This is a genomic window from Cytophaga aurantiaca DSM 3654, assembly GCF_000379725.1.
GTDB lineage: Bacteria > Bacteroidota > Bacteroidia > Cytophagales > Cytophagaceae > Cytophaga > Cytophaga aurantiaca.
On record NZ_KB903664.1, the window covers coordinates 37576 to 61632 of the forward strand.

General features: G+C 36.2%; 21 protein-coding genes. 15 read left to right on the forward strand and 6 right to left on the reverse strand.

The features are described 5' to 3' along the window. The first annotated feature begins 46 nt into the window (after positions 1–46). The 4 genes from A3EE_RS0117130 (at position 47) to A3EE_RS0117145 (ending at position 4005) form a co-directional block, all read left to right on the forward strand. Entirely contained in the window at positions 47–649 is a 603-nt protein-coding gene (locus A3EE_RS0117130; RefSeq protein WP_018344668.1) for a ribonuclease HII, read from the forward strand. Positions 650–772: 123 nt separating this feature from the next. Then, entirely contained in the window at positions 773–1879 is a 1107-nt protein-coding gene (gene gcvT, locus A3EE_RS0117135; protein WP_018344669.1) for a glycine cleavage system aminomethyltransferase GcvT, read from the forward strand. Between the two features lie 147 nt (positions 1880–2026). After that, the gene (locus tag A3EE_RS0117140; RefSeq protein WP_018344670.1) at positions 2027–2752 is read left to right on the forward strand and encodes a 2-phosphosulfolactate phosphatase; all 726 of its coding nucleotides are present in this window, start codon (positions 2027–2029) and stop codon (positions 2750–2752) included. A gap of 20 nt (positions 2753–2772) precedes the next feature. Further along, a complete protein-coding gene (locus A3EE_RS0117145; RefSeq protein ID WP_018344671.1) occupies positions 2773–4005 on the forward strand; it encodes an NAD(P)/FAD-dependent oxidoreductase in 1233 nt (410 codons plus the stop codon). 237 nt (positions 4006–4242) lie between these two features. On the opposite strand, the gene A3EE_RS0117150 is transcribed toward A3EE_RS0117145, so the two are convergent. Next, positions 4243–6018 carry a DUF255 domain-containing protein gene (locus A3EE_RS0117150; protein ID WP_018344672.1) on the reverse strand — a complete coding sequence of 592 codons (1776 nt, stop codon included), beginning with the start codon at positions 6016–6018 and terminating at the stop codon, positions 4243–4245. Positions 6019–6234: 216 nt separating this feature from the next. Beyond that, complete coding sequence (locus A3EE_RS0117160) at positions 6235–6531, reverse strand: hypothetical protein (RefSeq protein WP_018344673.1); 297 nt, start codon at positions 6529–6531, stop codon at positions 6235–6237. A gap of 213 nt (positions 6532–6744) precedes the next feature. Between A3EE_RS0117160 and A3EE_RS0117165 the strand changes: the two genes are divergently transcribed. The 3 genes from A3EE_RS0117165 (at position 6745) to A3EE_RS0117175 (ending at position 8330) form a co-directional block, all read left to right on the forward strand. Further along, on the forward strand, positions 6745–7266 hold the full coding sequence (locus tag A3EE_RS0117165; RefSeq protein WP_018344674.1) for a hypothetical protein: 522 nt from the start codon (positions 6745–6747) through the stop codon (positions 7264–7266). 1 nt (position 7267) lies between these two features. Further along, positions 7268–7804, forward strand: coding sequence for a hypothetical protein (locus tag A3EE_RS0117170; protein ID WP_018344675.1), 537 nt, complete (start codon positions 7268–7270; stop codon positions 7802–7804). A gap of 304 nt (positions 7805–8108) precedes the next feature. Beyond that, positions 8109–8330 (forward strand): hypothetical protein, encoded by a 222-nt coding sequence (locus A3EE_RS0117175; RefSeq protein ID WP_157447084.1) that lies wholly within the window; start codon positions 8109–8111, stop codon positions 8328–8330. Between the two features lie 398 nt (positions 8331–8728). Here A3EE_RS0117175 and A3EE_RS0117180 read toward each other — a convergent pair whose 3' ends face one another. From A3EE_RS0117180 to dtd, 3 genes are all read right to left on the reverse strand, one after another. Next, positions 8729–9805 carry a branched-chain amino acid aminotransferase gene (locus A3EE_RS0117180; protein WP_018344677.1) on the reverse strand — a complete coding sequence of 359 codons (1077 nt, stop codon included), beginning with the start codon at positions 9803–9805 and terminating at the stop codon, positions 8729–8731. Positions 9806–9896: 91 nt separating this feature from the next. Beyond that, the gene (locus tag A3EE_RS0117185; RefSeq protein ID WP_018344678.1) at positions 9897–10223 is read right to left on the reverse strand and encodes a nucleotide pyrophosphohydrolase; all 327 of its coding nucleotides are present in this window, start codon (positions 10221–10223) and stop codon (positions 9897–9899) included. A gap of 1 nt (position 10224) precedes the next feature. After that, positions 10225–10677 carry a D-aminoacyl-tRNA deacylase gene (dtd, locus tag A3EE_RS0117190; protein ID WP_018344679.1) on the reverse strand — a complete coding sequence of 151 codons (453 nt, stop codon included), beginning with the start codon at positions 10675–10677 and terminating at the stop codon, positions 10225–10227. A gap of 182 nt (positions 10678–10859) precedes the next feature. Between dtd and A3EE_RS0117195 the strand changes: the two genes are divergently transcribed. The 8 genes from A3EE_RS0117195 (at position 10860) to A3EE_RS0117235 (ending at position 20609) form a co-directional block, all read left to right on the forward strand. Next, on the forward strand, positions 10860–11327 hold the full coding sequence (locus A3EE_RS0117195) for a hypothetical protein (protein ID WP_018344680.1): 468 nt from the start codon (positions 10860–10862) through the stop codon (positions 11325–11327). Positions 11328–11366: 39 nt separating this feature from the next. After that, positions 11367–14012: an MGH1-like glycoside hydrolase domain-containing protein gene (locus A3EE_RS0117200; RefSeq protein ID WP_018344681.1), complete on the forward strand. Its 2646-nt coding sequence runs from the start codon at positions 11367–11369 to the stop codon at positions 14010–14012. 50 nt (positions 14013–14062) lie between these two features. Then, entirely contained in the window at positions 14063–14878 is an 816-nt protein-coding gene (locus A3EE_RS0117205) for a hypothetical protein (RefSeq protein ID WP_157447085.1), read from the forward strand. A gap of 85 nt (positions 14879–14963) precedes the next feature. Next, the gene (locus tag A3EE_RS0117210; protein WP_018344683.1) at positions 14964–15638 is read left to right on the forward strand and encodes a hypothetical protein; all 675 of its coding nucleotides are present in this window, start codon (positions 14964–14966) and stop codon (positions 15636–15638) included. A gap of 451 nt (positions 15639–16089) precedes the next feature. After that, positions 16090–18432: a PAS domain-containing sensor histidine kinase gene (locus A3EE_RS0117215; RefSeq protein WP_018344684.1), complete on the forward strand. Its 2343-nt coding sequence runs from the start codon at positions 16090–16092 to the stop codon at positions 18430–18432. A gap of 1 nt (position 18433) precedes the next feature. Further along, positions 18434–19066 (forward strand): response regulator, encoded by a 633-nt coding sequence (locus A3EE_RS0117220; RefSeq protein WP_018344685.1) that lies wholly within the window; start codon positions 18434–18436, stop codon positions 19064–19066. Positions 19067–19220: 154 nt separating this feature from the next. Next, positions 19221–19604, forward strand: a complete 384-nt coding sequence (locus A3EE_RS0117225) for a response regulator (RefSeq protein WP_018344686.1) — start codon at positions 19221–19223, stop codon at positions 19602–19604. Positions 19605–20369: 765 nt separating this feature from the next. After that, positions 20370–20609: a hypothetical protein gene (locus A3EE_RS0117235; RefSeq protein WP_018344688.1), complete on the forward strand. Its 240-nt coding sequence runs from the start codon at positions 20370–20372 to the stop codon at positions 20607–20609. 285 nt (positions 20610–20894) lie between these two features. Here the strand turns inward: A3EE_RS0117235 and A3EE_RS0117240 are convergent, their stop codons facing one another. Then, on the reverse strand, positions 20895–24047 hold the full coding sequence (locus A3EE_RS0117240) for an efflux RND transporter permease subunit (protein WP_018344689.1): 3153 nt from the start codon (positions 24045–24047) through the stop codon (positions 20895–20897). Between the last annotated feature and the right edge of the window lie 10 nt (positions 24048–24057).

Here is a 24057-nt window from a genome sequence, read left to right on the forward strand (position 1 = left end):
CCATCTACGTAGGCTTTAACCAAATACCTTCTTATCTTTGTTGAATATGTCGCTTTTATCACATCATTCATTAGGGAAAATTGAAGCCGGAATAGACGAGGCGGGCAGAGGCTGTATGGCTGGTCCCGTTGTGGCCGCTGCTGTAATTTTACCCCCGGATTACAAACATTCGTTGTTGAATGATTCAAAGAAGTTAACGTCCAAACAGCGTGAACTTCTTCGTCATGATATCATTCGGGATGCGCTCGATTATTACGTTGCAGAAGTATCACATACAGTTATTGACCAGATCAATATTTTGAATGCAACCATGAAGGCGATGCACAAAGCGGTAAAAGGCTTGAAAAAACTCCAACCTGATTTATTGTTGATAGATGGTAATAGATTTAAACCGTATCCCGGAATAGAGCACCAATGCTTTGTACAGGGTGATGGTAAATATTTGTCTATTGCTGCAGCATCCATTTTAGCGAAGACGCATCGCGATGCCTTGATGGAAAGGCTGTCTACGCTTCACCCCGAATATGGCTGGGATGTGAATGCCGGCTATGCTACAGAAAAACATAGACATGCCATGGAGACGATTGGTTTAACACCGTATCATCGAACAACATTTCATTTCAAACCCAAACAACTGGATCTGTTTTAAAAAATAGTTTGCCGTGGTTGTGTCTTTTCGACCAGCCACATGGCAGCAAGTAGTTGGTTGAAAAGACACAACCACAGCGAGATAGAAGCAGTAAGGTAAATTATAAAAATAGTATTGATTATCATGAGTGAAGTTACCGAAGAAATTAAACACGTTCCATTAGAAGAAATACATGCTGCATTAGGCGCGAAGATGGTTCCATTTGCAGGCTATATGATGCCTGTCCGTTATTCTTCCGATATTGAAGAACATATGACGGTGCGTAATGCCGCAGGGATGTTTGATGTATCGCACATGGGCGAATTTATTTTGAAAGGTCCAAAAGCATTGGACGTTATTCAGCAGATCACAACCAACGATGCTTCTGTATTGCCGATCGGTAAAGTTCAATACACAGCTTTAACAAATCCGGAAGGTGGAATCATTGACGATTTATTGGTATATCATACAGGCGACAACGAATATTACATTGTTGTAAATGCTTCAAATATTGAAAAAGATAAAGCATGGTTTTTAAAACATCTGCCTGCTGAAGGTGTCGATTTTCAGGATATTTCAGAAGATACCTGTTTGTTTGCCGTACAAGGTCCAAGAGCACATGAAGTGCTTGCACAATTAACATCCTATCCCGTTAAGGATATGGAATATTATACCTGTGCACACATGGATTTTGCCGGATATAAAAATGTATTTGTCTCTGCAACGGGTTATACAGGTGCAGGTGGATTTGAAATATATATTCCGAATGCCATTGCGAAAGATGTCTGGAATAAATTAATGAAAGCCGGCGAACTAGTTGGTATGAAGCCTGTGGGGCTTGGTGCAAGAGATACACTTCGTTTGGAGATGGGCTATTGTTTGTATGGCAATGACATTACAGATACAACAAGTCCGTTGGAAGCCGGTTTGGGTTGGGTTACAAAATTTACCAAAAAATTTACTGCTTCAGATATTCTGCAGGTACAAAAAGCTACGGGTGTAACGCGACAACTGGTTGGATTCGAAATGGTGGAGCGTGGTATTCCGCGTGGTCATTATGAACTAATGAATGCAGCCGGTGAAAAGATTGGTGAAGTAACGTCAGGTACGCAATCTCCTTGCTTAGGAATAGGGATCGGTATGGGTTATGTTGAAAAAGCATACAGCGCGGCCGGTTCAGAAATATTTGTACATATCAGAGGAAAATTGATCAAAGCGAAAGTTGTTAAGTTTCCGTTTGTGAAAAAATAGACACTAGTGACTAGGTTCCAGTTACTAGACTTTGTGAAGTGGCTTGGTTCTTAGAACTGATATAAGAATAGTTAAATAAATAAGATACAGAATAAAAGTTTCTAAGAATTTGTCTGGAAACTAGCAACTTGAAACTAGTAACTAATAATGAAGAGAATTGACGTTTGTTTATCACCGGAAATGGTGCATTTGCATAAGACAGAAGGAAAAGTTGTTGTTGTTATTGATATATTACGTGCTACATCCTGCATGACTACTGCGATTGCAAATGGTATGGAAAGCATTACTGCAGTGGCAAGTCTGGATGAATGTAAAGCACTGGGAGAACAAGGTTATTTAACAGCTGCCGAACGCGATGGTAAAAAAGTAGATGGTTTTGATCTGGGTAATTCACCTTTTAGCTATCAGGATCCTACGTTAAAAGGAAAAAAAATTGTAGTAACAACAACGAATGGCACGCAAGCAATTGTTAAGTCGAACGGTGCAAAAGAAATAGTGATTGGATCATTTTTAAATTTCTCTGCAGTTGTTGAGTATTTGCGTAATCAGCCAAACGATGTATTGATGCACTGTGCGGGCTGGAAAGGAAAAATGAATCTGGAGGATACGCTTTTTGCAGGTGCGGTAGTAGATGCATTAAAAGGCGATTTTTCTCACGATGAAGATTCTGTATTGACTGCATTGAATTTATATTACTCTGCTAAAAATGATATGATGGGTTTTTTATTGAACTCGTCGCACGTGCGCAGATTACAAGGCTTAGGCATTATTAAGGATATCGAGTTTTGCTTAACAAAAGATGTATACAATGTTTTACCAATCATGCGTGATGGTAAACTGGTAAATTCTCAAGCAGAAAAAACCGTAGCTTAAAATTGATTTTTTTATAAATAATGACGCGGGAAAAAGTAGATGTCTTGGTAATTGGTGCTGGTCCGGCGGGTACAGTTGCAGCTGCAATGATTAACAAGGAAGGATTCAACGTAAAAATTGTAGAGAAACAAAAATTCCCGAGATTTGTAATAGGTGAAAGTTTATTGCCTAGATGTATGGAACATCTGGAGGAAGCAGGTTTTTTAGATGCTGTCAAGGCGCAAGGTTTTCAGGAAAAATTTGGTGCTAAGTTTGTTCGTGGCAAAGAGATCGCAGATTTTAATTTTTCAGATCAGTTTTCTGAAGGCTGGAAATGGACATGGCAGGTACCCCGAGGTAATTTTGATAAAACACTTGCAGATGAAGTTGCACGTCAAGGCGTGGATGTTGAGTTTGAATGTGGTGTAACCGATATTAAATTTTCCGGAACAGATTCTGTAACAACAGTTGAAGATGTTCACGGAAATAAAAAAGAGATAGAAGCCCGCTTTATTGTTGATGCCAGCGGGTATGGCAGAGTGATTCCACGTATGTTTGGTTTGGATAAACCATCTGGTTTTGAATCCAGAAAAACGTTGTTTACACATATTAAAGATTTGAAACGTCCCGGTGCTGTAATGGAAGGCAATCGGATTACGGCTATCGTACATAGACCAAAAGTATGGATCTGGGTGATTCCTTTTTCTAACGGTAATACTTCGGTGGGCTTTGTTGGAGAACCGGAATATTTTGATCAATATGAGGGAACACCTGAAGAGAAGCTGCGTGCTATGATTGTAAATGAAGGTCATATTGCAGACCGCTTTGACGGAGCAGAATTTTTATTCGAACCGCGAACCATTGAAGGCTATGCCATCTCTGCATCTAAACTCTATGGCGATGGTTTTGTATTAACAGGAAATGCTACAGAATTTCTTGATCCGATTTTTTCTTCAGGTGCAACGTTTGCCATGGAGTCCGGTTCTAAGGGAGGTAAATTGGCTGTGAAGTTTTTAAAAGGCGAAGAAGTAAATTGGCAAAAAGATTTTGTTGAACACATGATGCAAGGCATCGATACGTTCCGCTCATTTGTTACAGGCTGGTATGATGGTACATTGCATGCGATCTTCTTTGCACCAAATCCCGATCCGGATCACAAACGTATGATCTGTTCGGTGTTGGCCGGTTATGTGTGGGATCAGAGTAATCCGTTTGTCCGGAAACACAATACGATTTTAAAGACTTTAGCTGAAATAGTTAATTTCGAAAAATAAGTTTGATTGAAGTTTGTATATTATTAACGACCGATGCCTTTGCTTTATGCGAAGGCATCGGTTGTTAATAGCGGATTACAGCTGTTTTGGTACTGTTCAATAGTGATCATTCATCCGACCAATTTTGTGGTCAGATGAATTGTAAATATTTTAACTATTGTTGGTGGTCCGCGTTGTCATCCAGGGATTAAGACAAATTAAAGCTGGCGGAAACACCAACAACAGCTTTCCGTTCAGTTATTTTTTTAATGTATCACTCAATAGACGTTCATACAACAACTGCTTATATGCATCTATGGAAAACTGCGGTGGACTACAATAGGAGGACGTACAGAGTAGAATGAAATTTTTGTCGTACGCATCAAACAACTCTATTTTGTCGGAGCTGATTGTTTTACTGGTATATACCATGTTATTAAAATAAAATTGCGGAAATGAAATGCTTGCTGCCGTAAAGTATGATTTTAATGCATTGCTGTTTTTTAGCATCAAAGCAGCTGCTGTTGGCTCCTTGCTTAATTCTTCAGCGGCACTTAGTATACCAGCTTCCGTTGATAAGGATTTTACGAGAATTGGATTGGTTAAAAAATTCAATAGTTCCGCAGACAAATTTTTATACTTGGGTTCTTTAAAAAAGTACGATGCGTAATTTAATAATCTGCATGCTTCAATATTTTCAGATACGTTGTACGTCGCTTTGATCGGACTACTGCCAATATAACTATATAAGTATCCCTTACCGGAATTGAAGGTGGTTGATATTTCCCGTGCGAGTTTTGCAGCTTCAGATTTGTACACAGTATTTTCTGTTGCACGATACAATAGCATCAAGGTCTTTAACATGGCAAGATTATCTTTTAAAGAAGTGATGGTGTGATCTTCACCATGAATATAGGCATTGTTATATTTATGCGTATGCATGAGCTGCGACACACATTTAATAGCCTTGTCTAAATACATTTTATTTCCATCAGTTGCCCATAAAATAATGTAAGCTTCTGCAAGTTCAGCATTGTCACTTGTGTAAATATTTTCGTCTACTGCCGGTATTCCTTGTTTTATACGGTCTGCATCCGTTAATGCAAAATAATCTGCAGCACTTTTCCCTGGAATAAGATCGGCATCCTGGGCATTATAATAACCGCCATTGTCTGCAGCTAAAAAACGATCTACATAAGCAGCAGTACCTTCAGCTCTTTTAAGCGCATCAACATTATTGTAACGTTTATAATACCAGCAATACGTTTTGATGTACCGTGCCTGTACAGATAACAACTTTTCGTAATGCACGTGTTTCCAGTCGTTGTTTGTGGAGTATTGAAATATACCACCCCAGGTATTATCATAGATGCCGGTTGAATTTACAACGCTGTTCTCAACCCATTCACGCAGGGTTGTATCTGAACTGCTGTGATTCAGTGCATATTCAAAAGATTCAAAATCAATGTATTTTTGTCCAAAGTTGAAGCCGCCTTCTTCAACATCAATGGAGTTGAGGAATTTTTTCTTAAGCAGGTCCAGTGATTGTTGCTTGGATGTATCTGTAGTTGTACGGATGTCTACCTGAAAGCTATTATCAGGCAGAGGTGTAGGATTGTTGTGTAATTGCGTAAGCATGGTCATAAAACGATCGGTATCGATGAAGCCTGCTTCTTTTGCAAGTACATGACCATCGGCATCAAAGATAATCGTAGCAGGCCAGCCATATTCTGCATATAAACTTGTTAGATCCTGACGTGCATCGTGGTCTTCTTTACAAGTAATGTAATTTTTATCCAGATATTCGATAATCAATGGATTCGCATAGGTATTTTCTTCCATCACGTGACACCAGTGGCACCAGTTTGCGCCCAGATGCAATACAACCAGTTTATTTTCTCTCTTCGCTTTTTTGAAAACATTTTCATTGAAGGACTCCCAATCCGGGTGTTTGCTTGCATCCCTGATAAAGATCACATAGATCAATACAGCAAATACAATTACATAAAGTGGTATGAATGCTTTTCTAAACATGGTTCCCTGGTTAATTCAAAAAGTATATACGGTTAAAGCAGGTTCAACAGATTCAAAAGATGGGTATTTTGATACGATTGTGTAAAATAATGAAACTTTTGCCTTAATATAATTTACAATGTATTGGGATGGATTACAACTTTAAGGAGATTCAAAAAATTGAAAAAAGAAAAAAATAAAAAGAAAGGCCAGTTAGATGTAACCGGCCTTGATTCGTTATTTGGGAAGATCAAAATATTTTATGGAATGCACGATTGCATTTGATTTATTTTTTAGAGCAACCAGCGCTTTGTTAAAATCGTTTTTGCCGTTTAATGCATTCACTTTGTCTTTTATTTTGTTTGGGTTTGAATAATCAAATCCTTCACAAATTGCTTCGTCTACACACAAGGTAATTAAGCTATAGTCAATACCTGAGCCATCACTTTTTGCGAAAGCCGATTTGCATGCTTCTGATGCCAGATAAGTATCTAATAAGGCATATAGAGCCGAGTATTCTGAAGGGGTAAGCATGGGGTTGGAGTTTTGTGGACTACAAAAGTACGTAAAAAATAATACTTTTGAATGGATGTTATTAACTTGCTTGTGTTCTTTTAATGGTTTTCAGAGTTCGTAATATAAAATAAAAGTATCGTTCATATACAGATTCCTTGATACCAATAAATTACAAATTGTGAATTTAATAAAATACAGTAGCTTGAATAATTCTTTTTAAAATATTTTAACATGAAAATAATTTACAGCATTTTTTGTTTTCTCCTGATCAGTAGTATTGCACATGCACAGATCGATTATTCGTACTTTAAACAAACCTGGAGCAAATGCATGCCGGATAGCGGTGCTATTGCTACAGATACGTTGATATTCAGAATCAAATCTGAAGCGTGTAAAACGAAAAAATACACTGAAACACATGTATATACAGAAGAACTGATATATACGTTTGAAAAGAAAAATAGTGTAGATGTATATACATCCAGTGGGAGTGCGCCACGAGAGGATTATGTTGGAGAAAAAACAATTAAAGTATTTTACAAAATAAACTCAGTCGGAGATACAGTAGGAGTAGATTCAATGTATTACAAGATTCAACGTGGTCCTGCACTTTCAGGATGCACACTTTCATATTCTATGTATGAATTAGATAAATCAAAAAATAGATTGATCGTATTTAAAGTCAAAGGCAAAGATGAATATGAAATTCTTTTTCTTTCTTCAAAAATGTTGGTAATGCGGAAGATACAGTGATATGAAATATATATATAGCATACTTTGTTTTTTCTTAATTAGCAGCTTTGCAAATGCACAGATCGATTATTCATACTTTAAACAGACATGGTGTAAATGCCTGCCGGATAACGATACAGTTGCTACGGATACGTTAACGTTCAGAATTGAATCGGAAACGTGTAAAACGGAAAGATATATCGAAAAACGTGCATACATAGAAGAACTGGAATATACATTTGAAAAGAACAACGGGGTAGGAGTAGTTGAAGGTTCGGGAAATGGTTTACGTGGCGATGAGGTTCCAGAAAGGAAATGGAAAATAACTTTTAAATATTATGCTATTGGAGATACGATAGGCAGGGACTCCACATACGAAAAGATAGAGCCTGCCCATTCAAATTTTAGGGGGGAAGCTAAAACTATATTGGGACATGGTAAATATCAATTGAATAAATCAAAAAATACCTTGACAATTATTTATGATGAAAAAACGAATCAATACGAAATCCTTTTTCTTTCTTCGAAGATGATGTTGCTGCGAAAGATAAATGAATAGTAAAAAAGAAATACAACCGAACGGATTATTTATATTCAAAACAATAGACGCATTCGCAGCTATTTTTAATATGATTTTTTTGTGAGTGTGAAATTGAAGAGATAATAATTTACAGGCAGTTGCATTATATAGAATTGATAATACAGAGGACTGTATATTATCTTTTTTGAAACTCAATGAAATAGGCAACTCCGTTTTATATGTCTGCGTTAATCAGGGCAGGAGCCATTAGTCGACAGCGAGAGATTTTTTCTTTTACATTTTCAGGCCTTGTATATTCTTATTTATATATAATCGAATGCCTATGATGTTTTTTCCAAACCTGGATCCTGTTAATAAGGATCTGCCTTTTAGCGAATGCACATTAAAATCTGAGCAGATCAGAAATCAAATCGACGAAGTAATAGGCTTTGTTTATACCTTTCGCTACGCCGACGGGAACTGGTATATGAAGGTATGTGATCTGAATAATAATGTTCAGTATTATAAAGATTCGTATAACAGGACTGTGATGAAGGAAGCGTGAATATTGGCGTTTAGCCATCTGAATATATTAATCCCGTTAGGGATGAAATATCTGTAGGAAATTACCCCGCAATCTAACACGCACGGAGCTCCGCAGAGGAGCGACGGGAGAGAACATCCCTACGGGATTTGCGCACAATATATTTATGATCGATGTTTTCTACAGATATTATTTCCCTAACGGGACTATTCATCTTTGCCATAAATATTTTTTCTATATAAGATTACTCTTTATAAATCTTTGGATTCATAAAGAGTAATTAATTAAATATCCTTCTGTAATTTTTTTCAATGAATGACTAACACTGATTACTATCGACTAAAAGTATGGATTGCAATAAAATAAAAACGTCATCCCGGATCGGGATGACGTTTTTATTTTATGTATTTAAATCAAATTTATTTTTTAATTCTATGCACCCAATTGTATTTGTCTTCACCGATACCGTTTTTCAGATCAACAATTGTTTGATTTAATTTATTTGAAAGTGTTCTGGTTGCAACCGGCGGTAAGATCATATCTTTACCGTTGTGGTGAATCTCTGCAATCTGTGTGATCGTAGCTGCAGTACCTGTGCCAAATGCATCTTGTAATGTTCCGTTGTTGTATGCCGTAATTACTTCTTCAACACTCACTCTTCTTTCTTCAACTTTTACACCCCAGTCTTTTGCAATCGTTAAGATTGTATCGCGTGTTATACCAGGTAGGATAGAACCATCTAAGGAAGGTGTGATCAATACATCGTTGATCACAAACATTAAATTCATCGTGCCGGATTCTTCAAAGTATTTATGCTCTTTGCTGTCTGTCCATAAGATCTGCTGATAGCCTTTATCTGCCGCTAGTTTAGCAGGTAATAAAGATGCCGCATAGTTACCGCCAGTTTTAGCAGCACCAATGCCACCCGGAGAAGCACGCACGAATTCGGATTCAATGATTACTTTCACTGTACCTTTGTAATAGCCTGCAACCGGACATGTGAAGATCATGAATTTATATTCAGATGATGGCTTCACACCAATGAACGGATCGTTCGCAAAAATAAATGGTCTTAAATACAATGAGCAACCTTCTTTGTTCGGGATCCAATCCTGATCTAAACGTACAAGTTCTTCAATTGCATTGTAGAAATATTCAGCAGGAATTTCAGGAATACACAAACGACGGTTTGAGTTGTTCATCCGTTCCAAATGTTTTTCAATTCTAAAAACAAGCAGATCTCCATTCGCTGCACGGAATGCTTTCATGCCTTCAAATACAGTTTGTCCGTAGTGTAAAGAACTACAAGCCGGACTTACAGAGATATTTTGAAAAGGAAGAATTTTAGGATTTACCCATTCGCCTTTTTTATAATCAACCACAAACATGTGATCCGAGTTGACCGTTCCAAATTCCAAGTTCGAAAAATCTGTTTCAGATAATCTAGAATGTTGCGTACGTTCGATCGGAAAGTTTACGGCTTTAGAAGCACTCATCGGTTTTAATTTTTAGTTAAGTCTATAAAATTAACCATTTAACGGTTTTATTCCAACACAAGGAGTATTTTGCTCGTTTTTAATTTTGAATCTAAATAAGCTTATCATTATTCTTATGTCGGTCTTTATCCCGTTTGGTCTTTTTTTCCATGTTTTCTTGCATCGCTTTTTCCAGATCAATTCCTGTTTGATTGGCAATACACGTCAGTACAAACAGCACATCGGCCAATTCATCCGCCAGATTTTTGTCCTTGTCAGACTCTTTAAACGACTGTTCGCCGTAGGTGCGGGCCATGATGCGTGCTACTTCTCCAACCTCTTCGACAAGCAATGCGGTGTTGGTCAGCTCATTGAAATAGCGTACACCGTGTTCTTTAATCCATTGGTCTACATTGGATTGTAATTCTTTAATCCCCATATCAGTGTTTGTTTTTTGTATCGATCAAAATGGTAACCGGGCCGTCGTTCAGCAATTTCACCTGCATGTCGGCCCCAAATACTCCGGTAGAAACGTCTTTTTTCAGAATCGTTTTACAGCTTTTAATAAACTGCTCGTAAAGCGGGATTGCCTGTTCGGGGCGAGCTGCTTCAATAAATGAGGGACGATTGCCTTTTTGAGTACTGGCCAATAAGGTAAACTGGCTGACAATCAGTATTTCGCCATCGATATCCAGTAGGGATTTGTTCATTTTTCCTTCTTCATCTGAAAAAATGCGCAAGCCACATATTTTTGCTGCTAACCAGTCCACATCGGCCTGCTCGTCGCTGTGCGTAATGCCTAGTAAAATAAGCAGACCTTTTTGTATGGAGGATTCCAGAACACCGTCAATTTCTACTGAAGCATTTTGTACACGTTGTATAACCCCAATCATTTTTTTTCGTATTGTATGCTGGATAATGATATGTTTTCAATAATCCGGATAATTATTCCAGTAATTGGTACTTCACATCATTTTCATTGTGCAAATTTTATAGCAATTACATAAAGCAAGATAGTTGATTAATATGAGTCTGAACAAATATTTTTTTATCTTAGCTACATCAAACACTGCGCATGCTTCGTTCAATTAAATTTTCATTCTTGATTTATTGTTTTTGTTTACAGATTGTCTGCTTTGCGCAAGACAATAAAACATTAAATTTTAATGAAGGCGGCGTTCCGAAAGTTACATTCTTTATGGTGAAAGGAGATTCGCTTCTTCCGCTAACACATCTGAAACATGCTGAAACAACTGTTGTTTTTGTAAAAGTATCCGGTGGAATGGAACATGTTCTGTACAATCAAATTCTTTCCAGTAAAGAAGCAGTAATTGAAAAGTCTAAAGAAGAACGAAACATCTATTACGTTACACCAATCGGTGAAGGTGTTTGTGAGTTGATAGTAGATGTACGATTGATGGAAAATTATTATCATGTAGAATTAGAAATGCACGGCAAACGGGTTATGAAAAAAATCATTCAGACCTATATACCCCGAACGTACATGATCGGTTACGAACAATTTTCAATTGTAGTAGAATAAAACAAATAGTACATATAGAGCGCAAAGCGCATTGTTACCATGTCTAAGTATAACACAGCAGAACACAATCGATTAAAGACAAGTAAAGAAAATAATCCCTGGAAAAACTGGGGGCCTTTTTTAACTGAACGTCAATGGGGAACTGTACGCGAAGATTATAGTGCAGATGGTTCTGCATGGGAGCATACGACGCACGATATGGCACGTAGCTACACATATCGCTGGGGTGAAGAAGGTATTGCCGGTATTTCAGATAACAAATCGTTGTTGTGTTTTTCAGTTGCGTTATGGAATGGTAAGGATCCTGTCTTAAAGGAACGTCTGTTTGGTATGACAGGGAATCAAGGCAATCATGGAGAAGATGTTAAAGAACTCTATTATTATCTGGATAGCACGCCTACACACTCGTACATGAAAATGTTGTACAAGTATCCACAGGCGGAGTTCCCGTATCAAAAATTGATCGATGGCAATCAGCGCTCAAGACATGAACCGGAATATGAATTGATTGATACCGGTGTGTTTGATGAAGATAAATATTTTGATGTCTTTGTTGAATATGCAAAGGGCGACATGGAAGACATCTTAATTAAAATAAGTGTTGTGAACCGTGGTCCTGAAGAGGCTGAAATTACAGTGCTTCCTACATTGTGGTTCAGAAATATATGGACATGGGGCTATGATTTTGCAAAACCTAAAATGGCTGCACAGAAAGATGGGTCTATTTTAATTGAACATGATTTTATCGGTAAGCGTCATTTTTATTCAGATCAGGCAGACCGTTTGTTGTTTTGTGAAAACGAATCGAATAACAAACGCTTATACAACAAAGCAAATAAATACAGCTACTGCAAAGATGGTATCAACGATTATGTTGTAAACGATAATACCAGTGCGGTAAACATGTTGCAGCGCGAAGGCACCAAGGCTTCCTCCATGTATAAGGTAAAAGTAAAGCCGGGCGAAACAAAAGTTGTTCGTACCAGACTTACAGATAAAACACTTAAAAAACCGTTCGAAGATTTTGATCAGATTTTTTCAGATCGTTTGCGTGAAGCAAATGAATTTTACGACGAAGTACAGCATGGAGTAAAAGACGAAGAGTTGCGTTTGATCCAACGTCAGGGCTATGCCGGTATGATGTGGTGCAAGCAGTTCTTTTATTTCAACGTACAGCAGTGGCTGGATGGCGATCCGATCCGTAAAGACACCTTGCCTGAATCAAGAAAGAAAGGACGTAACAGTCATTGGGAACATTTGAATAACTCGAATGTGATTTCGATGCCTGATAAATGGGAGTATCCTTGGTATGCTGCATGGGACTTAGCATTCCACTGTATTCCGATTGCGCAGATCGATCCGGATTTTGCAAAAAGACAATTGACGATTTTGCTTCGCGAATATTATATGCACCCGAATGGTCAGATTCCTGCATACGAATGGAACTTCGGAGATGTGAATCCACCTGTGCATGCATGGGCTACATGGCGTGTATATGAGCTGGATAAAGAACGTAACAACGGAGTAGGCGACACGGCATTCTTAGAACGTATCCTGCACAAACTTACCATGAACTTTACGTGGTGGGTAAATCAAAAAGATAAAGACGGAAAAAATATATTTGAAGGTGGTTTCTTAGGCCTTGATAACATCGGGGTATTCGATCGCAGTCAGCCATTACCAATCGGTGGTAGAACAGAGCAGTCGGATGGTACAAGCTGGATGGCAATGTATTCATTGAACATGCTGCGTATCTCTACAGAGCTTGCACTTAAAAATCCAGTCTATCAGGATCTGGCTTCAAAATATTTTGAACACTTCTTATACATTGCCGGTGCGATGAATAACATTGGTGATTCGGGTGTTGGTTTGTGGGATGAAGAGGATCAATTCTATTTTGATATCATTCACTTACCAAATGGTAAGAGCCAGCACTTAAAAGTAAAATCCATTGTAGGTATTATTCCGTTGTTTGCGGTTGAGGTATTAACCAAATCAAGTGTAGATCAATTACCAGATTTTAAACGCAGACTGGAATGGATTTTATTGAATCGTCCGGATCTTGCAAGTCAGGTATCACGCTGGACAGACGTTGGTGATCACAATACGAAATTGCTATCGTTGTTACGCGGTCACCGTATGACCATGGTGTTAAAACGTATGTTGAATGAAACAGAGTTCTTATCAGATTTTGGTATTCGTGCCTTATCAAAAGAGCATGAAGCAAAACCATACGAATTCAATTACCACGGTAAAGTATTCTCGGTAGTATATAAACCTGCTGAATCCGATTCAGCAATGTTCGGTGGTAACTCAAACTGGAGAGGCCCGATCTGGTTCCCGATCAACTACATGATTGTTGAGAGCTTAATGAAATTCCATTCGTATTATGGGGATGAATTTGTGATTGAATATCCGACAGGCAGCGGTAAGATGTTAACCTTAAAAGATATCGCCGGCGAATTGTCAAACCGTTTGATCAACATTTTCAGATTGGATAAAAAAGGTAAACGTCCGGTGAATGGCGACGTTGATAAATTCAGCACCGATCCACACTTTAAAGATCTGATCTCGTTCTATGAATTCTTCCATGGCGATAATGGACGTGGTTGCGGTGCATCGCATCAGACAGGCTGGACGGGCCTTGTGGCTACCTTGATCCATGAGTTCAAGAGAGAGGAATAGTTTTTAGAATTATAAATTATAAGTTATGAATGATAGCCCATGGTTTAACTGTGGGCTATATTTTTAAAGTATTTAAGATTATGAATCATTGTATAAGAATTAGATGTTTTTTTTTGATTGTATTAAATAGCACAGGTTTTATTTTTTATGGTAATGCTCAAAGTGTGACTATAAAAAAATGTGATACAATTACAGTTCCAAGAGATCCAAGTTTTAATTCACATTGTAATAAAAAATCCTATTTTGCTCCTGATTTAGACTGGTTCATATTGAAACATCAACGGAGAAGGACAGAAGATAATCATTATGATAATTTGGAATGCTCTAATGCGGCTAAGTCTTATAGAGTCTGGTCAAAGTCGCTAGGCTTTGTATTGGATTTTAAAGTCACATCCTTAGGCAAAAAGAAAGGAAAAATTCCTTTAGCGTATATGAATATGGATTCTTCACTAGCTGGCACACCCTTTAAGGATAGGATGGTGGGTAAAGCTTTGATTCTTGATAAAAAAATGGTGAAGAAGGTATTTTACTTAATAGATTCCTTAGGTTTGGATTCAATTTTTTTTGTGCAACAAGGTTATACAGGTGATAAAATAGATCCTAATAGTAAATGGGGACTTCCTGTTGCCGATAAGAATTACAATCATACATTTTTTATATATGAATATGCTACACCAACTGAATATTATCTTCAGATGTATCCCGAATGTAATTGTAATGACTTGCCTTGCATGACTTGGATTAATAAACTGGCAATATTTGAATACCGTCTGTTAATTATGTTTCAACCTTATATGCAGGCCATAATGCAAATGGATGATGCGTTATATGAAAAAAAGCTTTTTAGATTGAGTGGTACCCTTTAGCGAAGAGCGCATCATTACGTAGTCTTTGACTACATTTGTTAAGCCCTACTCAATTCTCTATTTTTGTTTAATTAAATTTAATCATATGAACGTATCGGTTTTAGATAGTGAGATCAGTAAGAAAAGCCAATTGCGAATTATTATTGGTTTGCTTTGTTTAAAGGTTTTATCTACTATACTGATAAATATAGTAGATACTCCATATTCTGAATCATCGGATCTGCAGAAGATATTTTTCAATATATCAAATGCATTGATATTTCTTCACTTATATAAGTACATTCGATATGATTCCAAACTGAAATTGTTTTTTGCATTTATAAGTGTTGAGGTTCTTATTAATATATATTATTTAGCATTAATAGTTTATAAATCAATTCAAGGGACTGAGCCCGTCGATACTGGTTTTGGCAGTTACGAACAGACCTATCCAATTTTGGTGGCAATATCAATCTTAAGGCCCATTTCAATCATAGGCATTGCTATTCAATTGCTTTTAAATAAGTATTTCAAAAAGAAAATTAGAATAGCAATACAGTTGTTGGGAGTAGGTTTTCTTCTTCAGATTATTGGCCCGTTTGTGGCGGTTTATTTAATTGGAATGCTGCACGGTACTACGTTAGAATCTTCAATCATTGAGAACATGTATAGTTACTCTTATTTGTTTTTCACCATTCTTCCTTACATAAGCATGGTTTGTTTGTATGTGCTTGCGCTGGATCAGGATGATGCTGATGTATCAACAGAAGAAGAGCTATGAGAAATACATTGTCCGAAAATCTCATACTGCTTGATCAATAATATTTAACAGTAAAATTGATTGTAAAAATTGTCACATTGTTTGTTGTTGAAATGATTATGAAGATAGAACGAATATCCTATTTCAAATAAAGTAGTCAATAAATAAAGAGCAGATTGAATGTTTTCTACTTATTTATAAAATTGTTGAAAGGTTTTGTCTGTTAACATATGTTAATAGACAAATGATGGATTTGATATTTTTTTTAAATATGTTGCTTTTAGACTCAAAAAAGGACTTTTAAAAATATTTTTTTTGCGTTTTAATTTAGAATTCATCGGGACTATATTTTTAAAGGGTTAGCTGAACTGGATAGTTTTGGGTCGTCGTAAAATTTCAGATATATTAGTAGAGAGAGATAAGAATTTTCATTGTTTGTTATTCTTGCATTCAAAATTATATTTCGCTGCAAATGAATAAATTTTTTACACGTAATAGTTTCAATATAAGAACTGTCCCAAAGATTTTTCTTATAATCATTGTATTGATTTGTTTGCTTGTTTTACTCGGATGGCAATTTGATATAAATTCATTGAAGAGTGTATTTCCTATTTTGGTTTCAATGAATCCATTAACTGCTTGGTGCTTTTTATTGATCGTAATATCTTTTCAACTCATTATAACAGAAAGCAAATTAGAACAAAAATATTTTATTAGTAAGGCATTAAGTTCAGTTGTTTTTATGATCTGTTGTACTAAGCTTATATGTTTATATTATAACTTAGATTTTAAAATTGATGCCATATTATTTAACGAAAAAATTGATGCTGATTCACATACAAGATTAAGCAATAGCATGTCCGTTAACACTGCAGTAGGATTAATTTTTTTAGTTCTAATACTACAGTTCTTTCATTATAAGACTGAAAGACGTTGGGTTCTATATCAGATTTTAACAATACTTGTTTTTTATTTTGGCATTTTTTCTTTGCTGTGTTATTCATATAATGTACCAGAGTTCTATGATTTGCTCAAATATTTTCCAATGTCTCTTCTTTCTGCAATTTGTTTTATATTAATTTCTTTATCCATTCTATTATCAAGGCTTGATATAGGGATTGTAAAAGAATTTTCAGGATCATTAGCCGGAAGCAGCATTGGGACGGAATTGCTTTTTAGTGCTTTGGTAATACCATTCCTTTTAGGATTTGTTCGGATCTATTTGAGTAAATCTAATATGTTCTCAACTGAACTAAGTATAGCTTTACTTGTGCTGGCAGTTATTATTATATTTTGCGGCATTGTTTTATCTTCTGTAATTCTTCTCAATAAAAAAGATTTATTCAGACAAAAAACTGAAGCTAAATTTCAATCATTGATTGAATCTGCTCCGGATGCAATAGTTATCATTGATGGCAGGAAAATTATTCAATTAATAAATATTCAAACAGAAACAATGTTTGAATTGAATAGAAACGCTGTTTTGGGTACATCGATAGATTTGTTGATTCCCCAAATCACTCAATTAGAGTTTTTCAATGAAATTGGTGAGGACTTCCCATTTACAAAGGAATTAACTGGAGTTAAAAATGCAGGGATACAATTCCCCATTGAAATACGCATTAGTCCTTTAGAAACTGAAGATGAAATTCTTACCTCAATTTCAATCAGAGATATAACGCAGCGTAAAAAACTGGAAGAAATCAGTTGGAACAATCAGGAAATATTTAGAACCTTGGTTACCAATGTAGTTGATTATGCAATATTCATGTTGGACATTGATGGCAATATTGTTACCTGGAATAAAGGGGCTGAAATAATAAAAGGATATAAGAAAGAAGAAGTCGAAGGTAAGCATATCTCACTCTTTTATGTTGAAGAAGATAAAAACGTTCCTCAACAAATGCTTGCAGAAGCTAAAGAGAAAGGTAAATGTGAACAAGAAGGATGGCGTGTTAGAAAGGACGGTTCTATTTTTTGGGCAGATGTTATTTTGACTGCATTGCATGATCAAAATGGTAACATTACTGGTTATGCAAAAGTAACGAGAGACTATACGGATAAGAAAAAAATGCAGGATGCTTTAGCTAATTTTAATGAAGCATTGAGTGAACAGGTTCATGAGAAAACAAAAGAAATCGAACAAACAACAGAACAGTTAAGGCAGTTGTCAGCGCATTTACAAACAGCAAGGGAAGAAGAACGAAAGTATATTGCGAGGGAAATGCATGATGAACTAGGGCAAATGATTACTGGTCTTAGAATGGATATGATATGGCTGAAAAAGAAAATTCATACAACCGACGAGGTCGTATTATTACGTTTTGAAAGGTCGCTTGAATTGTTGAATGATATTAAACAAGCAATACGAAGAATTGCAATGGATTTGCATCCGGCAGTGTTAAATGATCTGGGCTTAATAACTGCGCTTAAAGTGTATGGCAAAGATTTCGAAAGTAGATCTGGTATTAAAACCACATTTGACGTTGAACTACAAGACATCGACGATTTGCAAATATCTTCCAATATATGCATTGGGTTATATCGGATTTTTCAGGAATCTCTAAATAATGTTGCTAAACATGCAGAAGCGAATGAAGTGAATGTTTGCTTGCAATTGAATGAGCAAAATTTAGAATTTAGAATTTTGGATAATGGACAAGGGTTTAATCTGAATGAAGTAGTACAAAAAAAATCATTAGGCTTGGTTAGCATCCGTGAGCGAATGCTCATGATGGATGGTAAATATCAGATTCAAAGCTCTCCCGGAAACGGAACTGTTATATCATTAACTGTACCAATTAAATTTAAATAATATGTTGCGATTTTTAGTTGCGGATGATCATGCGGTTACAAGAAGAGGTATTAAGGAAATCCTTTTAGAGTCATATCCGACTTCGGAAATAATTACTGTTTCTTCAGCTGAAGCATTGATGAAGGAAGTTTCGATTGGAAAGTGGGATGTTGTAATCTCAGACATAAACATGCCTGGAAGAAGCGGCCTGGAAATTATTTCAATACTAAAAAAAGAATATCCCGAAATTCCAGTGTTAATTCTAACGATGCATTCAGAAAATGAATATGCATTAAGGGTTATTAAATCAGGTGGAGCAGGGTATTTAAGTAAAGATGATGCGATTGATGAAGAGCTCATAAAGGCTATAAATCTGATCATTCAGGGAAGGAAATACATAACGCCTTCCATTGCAGAAATGCTTGCAAATGAAGTTTCTCATGATTACGGAAAAAAACTTCATGAAGCATTATCAGATAGAGAGTTTGAAGTATTTAAATTAATTGCTCAAGGAAAATCAACGAGTATAATTGCAAATCAACTATCGTTAAGTGTAAATACAATAGGCACCTTTAGAAGAAGAATTTTAGAGAAGTTGCACATGTCAAGTAATTCTGAGATTGTCGCATATGCTATTCATAATAATTTGATCTGATATTTGTAACAGATTTTGTGACATGTAGGTATTTTTTAATGACATGCATCTAATTGATTCTGTTATATTATTTGTATTTTTTTTTAGATAAGTTTGATTAATCACTTTTGGAGCATAGATACATCAATAATTTTTTATTTATTAACCAATCCAAATGAAAAATCAAAAAATTTCGGTATTGATCATAGATGATTCTCCAATCATTATTGAACGATTAGTGCCTGAAATTGAAGAGATGGAATTTGTTGAAAAAGTAATCGTAGGATTTACATTTGATGAAGCAAAACAATTGATTCTTTCTGCCAAATTTTCAATTGCTATTTTTGACATCAATCTCCGGGATAGAAACGGTCTTGATTTGTTACGTTATCAGAAATTTATAGACCCAACAGTCAAAATAATAATGATGACTGGAGACCATTCGATTGAAAAGCATAATGCATGCATGGATCTTGGTGCAGATTATTTTTTAAATAAATTTACTGAATTAGAAAATCTTCAAGAGATCATTAAGCAGTTAATGGCAAATAGAATTTAGATGCACATATTTTTATTCAAACATGTGTATTTCAATAATTGTTATTCCTTAAGAAACCCCTTTATTACTTTATAAAATATGTAATAGTTTATACTACATGATAATTTTATTTAGCTACATGTATTACACAGCACCTGCTATTTATTGCCATGTATGTTTGCTGTAATTTTGATTTAATAATTCAAGAGTAATGCATGTGGTTAAGATAATTTTAGTCCAAAGATTCAGAAATATTTTTAGTGCGAATCAAAATCTAAAATGATTTATTAACCAAAACGTCGATAGTCAGAATAGGACTAATTATTAAACTTTCAATCAGCATATTTTAACTTTTATGATTAACATGTATGGGGGCTTTACAAAAAAAAAATCATTCTTTAATTAGTTGTTGTGAATCAAATAATATTTTTTCACACATTGAAATGTACCAATCTTTAAAGCGTGTTCAATTACGCTTTAAAAAATTTAACAGAGAATTTGGATCAAGCACTTCAAATTGCAATTCAACAAAATCGGAAACCATATCAAATCGAAAAAAACGAATGAATGTTGTTAATCAACCTACTGATAACACAAAAAAAAATAAAATAAAATCAGAACCGATTGTTATTTGTGGTATGCTATTGTTCATTATAAATCTAATTGTAATTTTATACAGCTAATAGCTATTCACCATTTTATTTTACATCGTAGCCAAAGCTTCAGTCGAACTTTAAATTGGATTTATCTATATTTGATAAAATGTATCGATATTAATTGTTGGTTATGAAAAATACCTTATCCGAAAATCTTTCTTTGCTCAATCAAGACGCACAAAAAATATTGGATGTTCGGTTTAGTATGTTGTTTTCATTAAATAGAAATCGTTTCTTTTCATTCTTGAAAAACTATAGTGCGTTTTATAATGAATATAGAAATAAGGTTCTGGAAGAACATACAAATATTTCTGTGAATGGTATTCCCGAATTAATATTTAAAGATTATTCTTTGTCACTACGCTTTTAGGTATTGTTGATATTAGTCTTCCCAATTTCATTCTGGATTTTTATACAGCAATGGAATTACATTAAGAAACTGAAAAAGGACTTAACAATGGGATTGGAAACAATCCATTCAGTTGTGAAGAAGCCTGCAAATAAAAATACAAATTATACACCGCCCAAACCGAAGCGGAAGTAAGAATTAATATTAAAGCAAAAGAGCCCCGGATTTCTCCAGAGCTCTTTGCTTAAACTACAACCATTATTGACAAAATTAGGGAAACTAATGTCAATGCTTTTATAACACGTTTTAATAATCAATCGTTTCCTTTGCAAGCAATTCTTTTCGTGATTTTTTAAAAAAACGTTTTCTGAAGAATTTATCTACACGTTCAACTGCGGTATCTATAAGCATGTACATAACAGGTACAAGGAACAAAGTTAAGATCAATGAACTCGATAAGCCACCAATAATAACCCAGGCCATACCGTTCTTCACTTCCGCACCGGAGCTTGTTGCTAGGGCAATCGGTAACATACCGGTAATCATCGCAATCGTTGTCATTAAGATCGGTCTCAAACGTTCTTTACCTGCTTCAACCAAAGCATCAAAACGATTCATGCCTTCAGATTTTAAGTGATTGGTAAAATCGACAATCAGAATACCGTTTTTGGCAACCAAGCCCAGAAGCATGATCAAACCTACAATGGCGAAGATCGATAAGGTTTCCATGCTCAATGCAAGTGCAAGGAATGCACCGATCAATGCAACCGGTATGGAGAAGAGTACCACAAACGGATACACCATACTTTCATACAAGGCAACCATGATCAGGTATACAAGAATGATACCCATCAGCATGGCAAGTCCAAGGCTACCGAATGCATCTTTCTGATTTTTTGCATCGCCTTGATAATCTATGATGATGCCTTCTGGAAGTTTTTCTTTTGCAAGACTTGCCTGAATATCTGCAACGATTGTTCCCGAAGGGCGGCCAACAGCAGCAGAGGTTACTTTGATCGAGTTCATACGGTTGGTACGTTCCAATACCGATTGTCCAAGTATTTCTGTTACTTCAGCTACTTCACCTAAACGTATGGAGTTCCCTTGATTATTACGGATGATGAGGTTCTTCACACTTTCAATATCGCGTTTGTCATCTTTGTCAAGCGATACATTAATACTGTATTCTTCTCCTTTATCTTTATATTTGGTTTGATCATCTCCTCTGAAGGCAAGCTGTATCGCATTCCCCACTTCCGGAATACTCATTCCGATATTGGATAGTTTATCTCTGTTTAATTTGATGTCAATTTCAGTCTTAACACTTTTCGTACTGTAGTCAACATAGTCTGTACCCGGTGTAGCAATAACAACTGCTTTCAGCATACGAGCTGCTTTCCATAAACTGTCCATGTCAGTACCTTTCACAGCGATCTGAATCGGTGATTGGCTATTACCCGTAATACTTACTGGAAGTACAGTAACTTTAACACCTGGTATTTCTCCGATCTTATTGCGCATGGCTCCACCAAATTTATCTGCTGATAAAGTACGTTCAGATTTATCAACCAATGTTACAGTGATCTCTGCCAGGTTTGAGTTGGAAGTACCCCCGCCCATAGCACCTGACTGTGTACCAACGTTGGTAAATACTTTGACAACTTCCGGTTGAGCAAGCAAAATATTTTCGATCTCTTTTACTTTTAAGTTTGTTTGGTATAACGGTGTTTCAGGTGCCAATTCAACTTTGATCGCAAATTCACCACGGTCCCCCGCGCTTATAAACGCGAAGCCAATAAAGCCTGTTGCTAAAAGCGAAAAAGCGGCGATAAACATAACGAAAATAGAAATGAGTACATATCTTTTATGTCCGCGAGTTAATACCCAGGACAATGCCTTACCGTATGCTTCTTTCAAGGTGGTTAAGAGATCTTCAAACTTAATATTGATTAATCCCCACAAAGAATCTTTACTTAATACTTCCAGCTTGGCCCATCTCGATGCAAGCAATGGAGTAAGTGTGAACGATACAAACAAACTCATCAACGTGGAAAATACAACAACCAAAGAGAACTCTCTTAAGATGTTACCGATCATACCGGTGCTCATTGCAAGAGGTAGGAATACCACAACGTCTACCAACGTAATCGCAATAGCTGTAAAGCCGATTTCACTTCTACCGTCTAAAGATGCTTGTACTTTATTTTTCCCCATCTCCAGGTGACGGAAAATATTTTCCAGTACAACAATACTATCATCTACCAGAATACCTACTACCAGAGAAAGTCCCATCAAGGTCATCAGGTTCAAAGAGAAACCAAAGATGTACATTAAGATGAATGTCGGGATCATTGCGGATGGAATTGCCACCAATACAAACAGGGAGCTGCGGATGCTGTGCAGGAATAATAACATTACCGATCCTACAATAAGTATTGCAAGAAATAGATCGTGCGTTACTGCATCCGCAGAAGCCAAGGTATAAACAGATTGATCGGTTGCGATCTGATAATCGAATCCCTGTGCTGCATACAACGTTTTTAATTCTTCCAGACGTTTCTTCGCAGCCTGACTTACATTTACTGTGTTTGCATCCGATTGTTTGATGATCTCAATACCAATACCACCGTGACCGTTGATGCGGTTAATAGTGGTTGATTCTGCAAGTCCATCCGTTACGGTAGCAATGTCTTTGATCAATACACGGCTGCCATCTTTATTTTCTGTAACAACAAGATTTCTTAATTCTTCTACGCTTGTAACTTTTGCATTCATACGGATCGATAAACGATCGTCTGAAGTTTCTACACTACCTGCAGGGTAGGAGGAGTTACTGTTTGCAATGATCTGATTTACCTGAGCAGAAGAAATTCCGTAGGCCTGAAGTTTGTCGTTATCAAGTGTGATCTTGATCTCACGTTCGTTACCACCGATGATACTTACAGTACCAACACCTGCAACATTCAACATCAAAGGTTTTACTTTCTGATCGATCAGGTCATACAATTGTCCCTGAGACATATTTGCAGTTGCACTGACTTTCAATACCGGAATTTCATCCAGATTGACACGTCTGATAACCGGGTCATTTATATCATCCGGAAGGGATGCTTTTATTTCATTGATCTTGCGTTCGGCATCACGCTGCGCATTGATCGTACTAATACCGGGCTTCAGTTGAATAACGATCATCGATACGCCTTCCATAGAAGTAGAGGTGATCATATCAATCCCTTCGATGGATGCAACGGCATCTTCAACAGGTTTTGTGATCGAACTCTGAATCTCATCCGAAGATGCACCTCTGTATATTGTTTGAACGGTAATTACATTTACTTCAAACTTCGGCAGCAAATTATAATTAAGACTTGTGTAACTGATCCATCCGAAGAGGATCAATGTAAAGAAGATTACTGTAATCAGTAATGGTCTTTTTATGGATATTTCTGTAATAGACATGGCTATTCGA

Bases quoted from the DNA above. Each gene is read 5' to 3' on its own strand.
- A3EE_RS0117130 (WP_018344668.1), top strand. From the start codon at position 47: ATGTCGCTTTTATCACATCATTCATTAGGGAAAATTGAAGCCGGAATA.
- gcvT (WP_018344669.1), top strand. From the start codon at position 773: ATGAGTGAAGTTACCGAAGAAATTAAACACGTTCCATTAGAAGAAATA.
- A3EE_RS0117140 (WP_018344670.1), top strand. From the start codon at position 2,027: ATGAAGAGAATTGACGTTTGTTTATCACCGGAAATGGTGCATTTGCAT.
- A3EE_RS0117145 (WP_018344671.1), top strand. From the start codon at position 2,773: ATGACGCGGGAAAAAGTAGATGTCTTGGTAATTGGTGCTGGTCCGGCG.
- A3EE_RS0117150 (WP_018344672.1), bottom strand. From the start codon at position 6,018: ATGTTTAGAAAAGCATTCATACCACTTTATGTAATTGTATTTGCTGTA.
- A3EE_RS0117160 (WP_018344673.1), bottom strand. From the start codon at position 6,531: ATGCTTACCCCTTCAGAATACTCGGCTCTATATGCCTTATTAGATACT.
- A3EE_RS0117165 (WP_018344674.1), top strand. From the start codon at position 6,745: ATGAAAATAATTTACAGCATTTTTTGTTTTCTCCTGATCAGTAGTATT.
- A3EE_RS0117170 (WP_018344675.1), top strand. From the start codon at position 7,268: ATGAAATATATATATAGCATACTTTGTTTTTTCTTAATTAGCAGCTTT.
- A3EE_RS0117175 (WP_157447084.1), top strand. From the start codon at position 8,109: ATGATGTTTTTTCCAAACCTGGATCCTGTTAATAAGGATCTGCCTTTT.
- A3EE_RS0117180 (WP_018344677.1), bottom strand. From the start codon at position 9,805: ATGAGTGCTTCTAAAGCCGTAAACTTTCCGATCGAACGTACGCAACAT.
- A3EE_RS0117185 (WP_018344678.1), bottom strand. From the start codon at position 10,223: ATGGGGATTAAAGAATTACAATCCAATGTAGACCAATGGATTAAAGAA.
- dtd (WP_018344679.1), bottom strand. From the start codon at position 10,677: ATGATTGGGGTTATACAACGTGTACAAAATGCTTCAGTAGAAATTGAC.
- A3EE_RS0117195 (WP_018344680.1), top strand. From the start codon at position 10,860: ATGCTTCGTTCAATTAAATTTTCATTCTTGATTTATTGTTTTTGTTTA.
- A3EE_RS0117200 (WP_018344681.1), top strand. From the start codon at position 11,367: ATGTCTAAGTATAACACAGCAGAACACAATCGATTAAAGACAAGTAAA.
- A3EE_RS0117210 (WP_018344683.1), top strand. From the start codon at position 14,964: ATGAACGTATCGGTTTTAGATAGTGAGATCAGTAAGAAAAGCCAATTG.
- A3EE_RS0117215 (WP_018344684.1), top strand. From the start codon at position 16,090: ATGAATAAATTTTTTACACGTAATAGTTTCAATATAAGAACTGTCCCA.
- A3EE_RS0117220 (WP_018344685.1), top strand. From the start codon at position 18,434: ATGTTGCGATTTTTAGTTGCGGATGATCATGCGGTTACAAGAAGAGGT.
- A3EE_RS0117225 (WP_018344686.1), top strand. From the start codon at position 19,221: ATGAAAAATCAAAAAATTTCGGTATTGATCATAGATGATTCTCCAATC.
- A3EE_RS0117235 (WP_018344688.1), top strand. From the start codon at position 20,370: ATGAAAAATACCTTATCCGAAAATCTTTCTTTGCTCAATCAAGACGCA.
- A3EE_RS0117240 (WP_018344689.1), bottom strand. From the start codon at position 24,047: ATGTCTATTACAGAAATATCCATAAAAAGACCATTACTGATTACAGTA.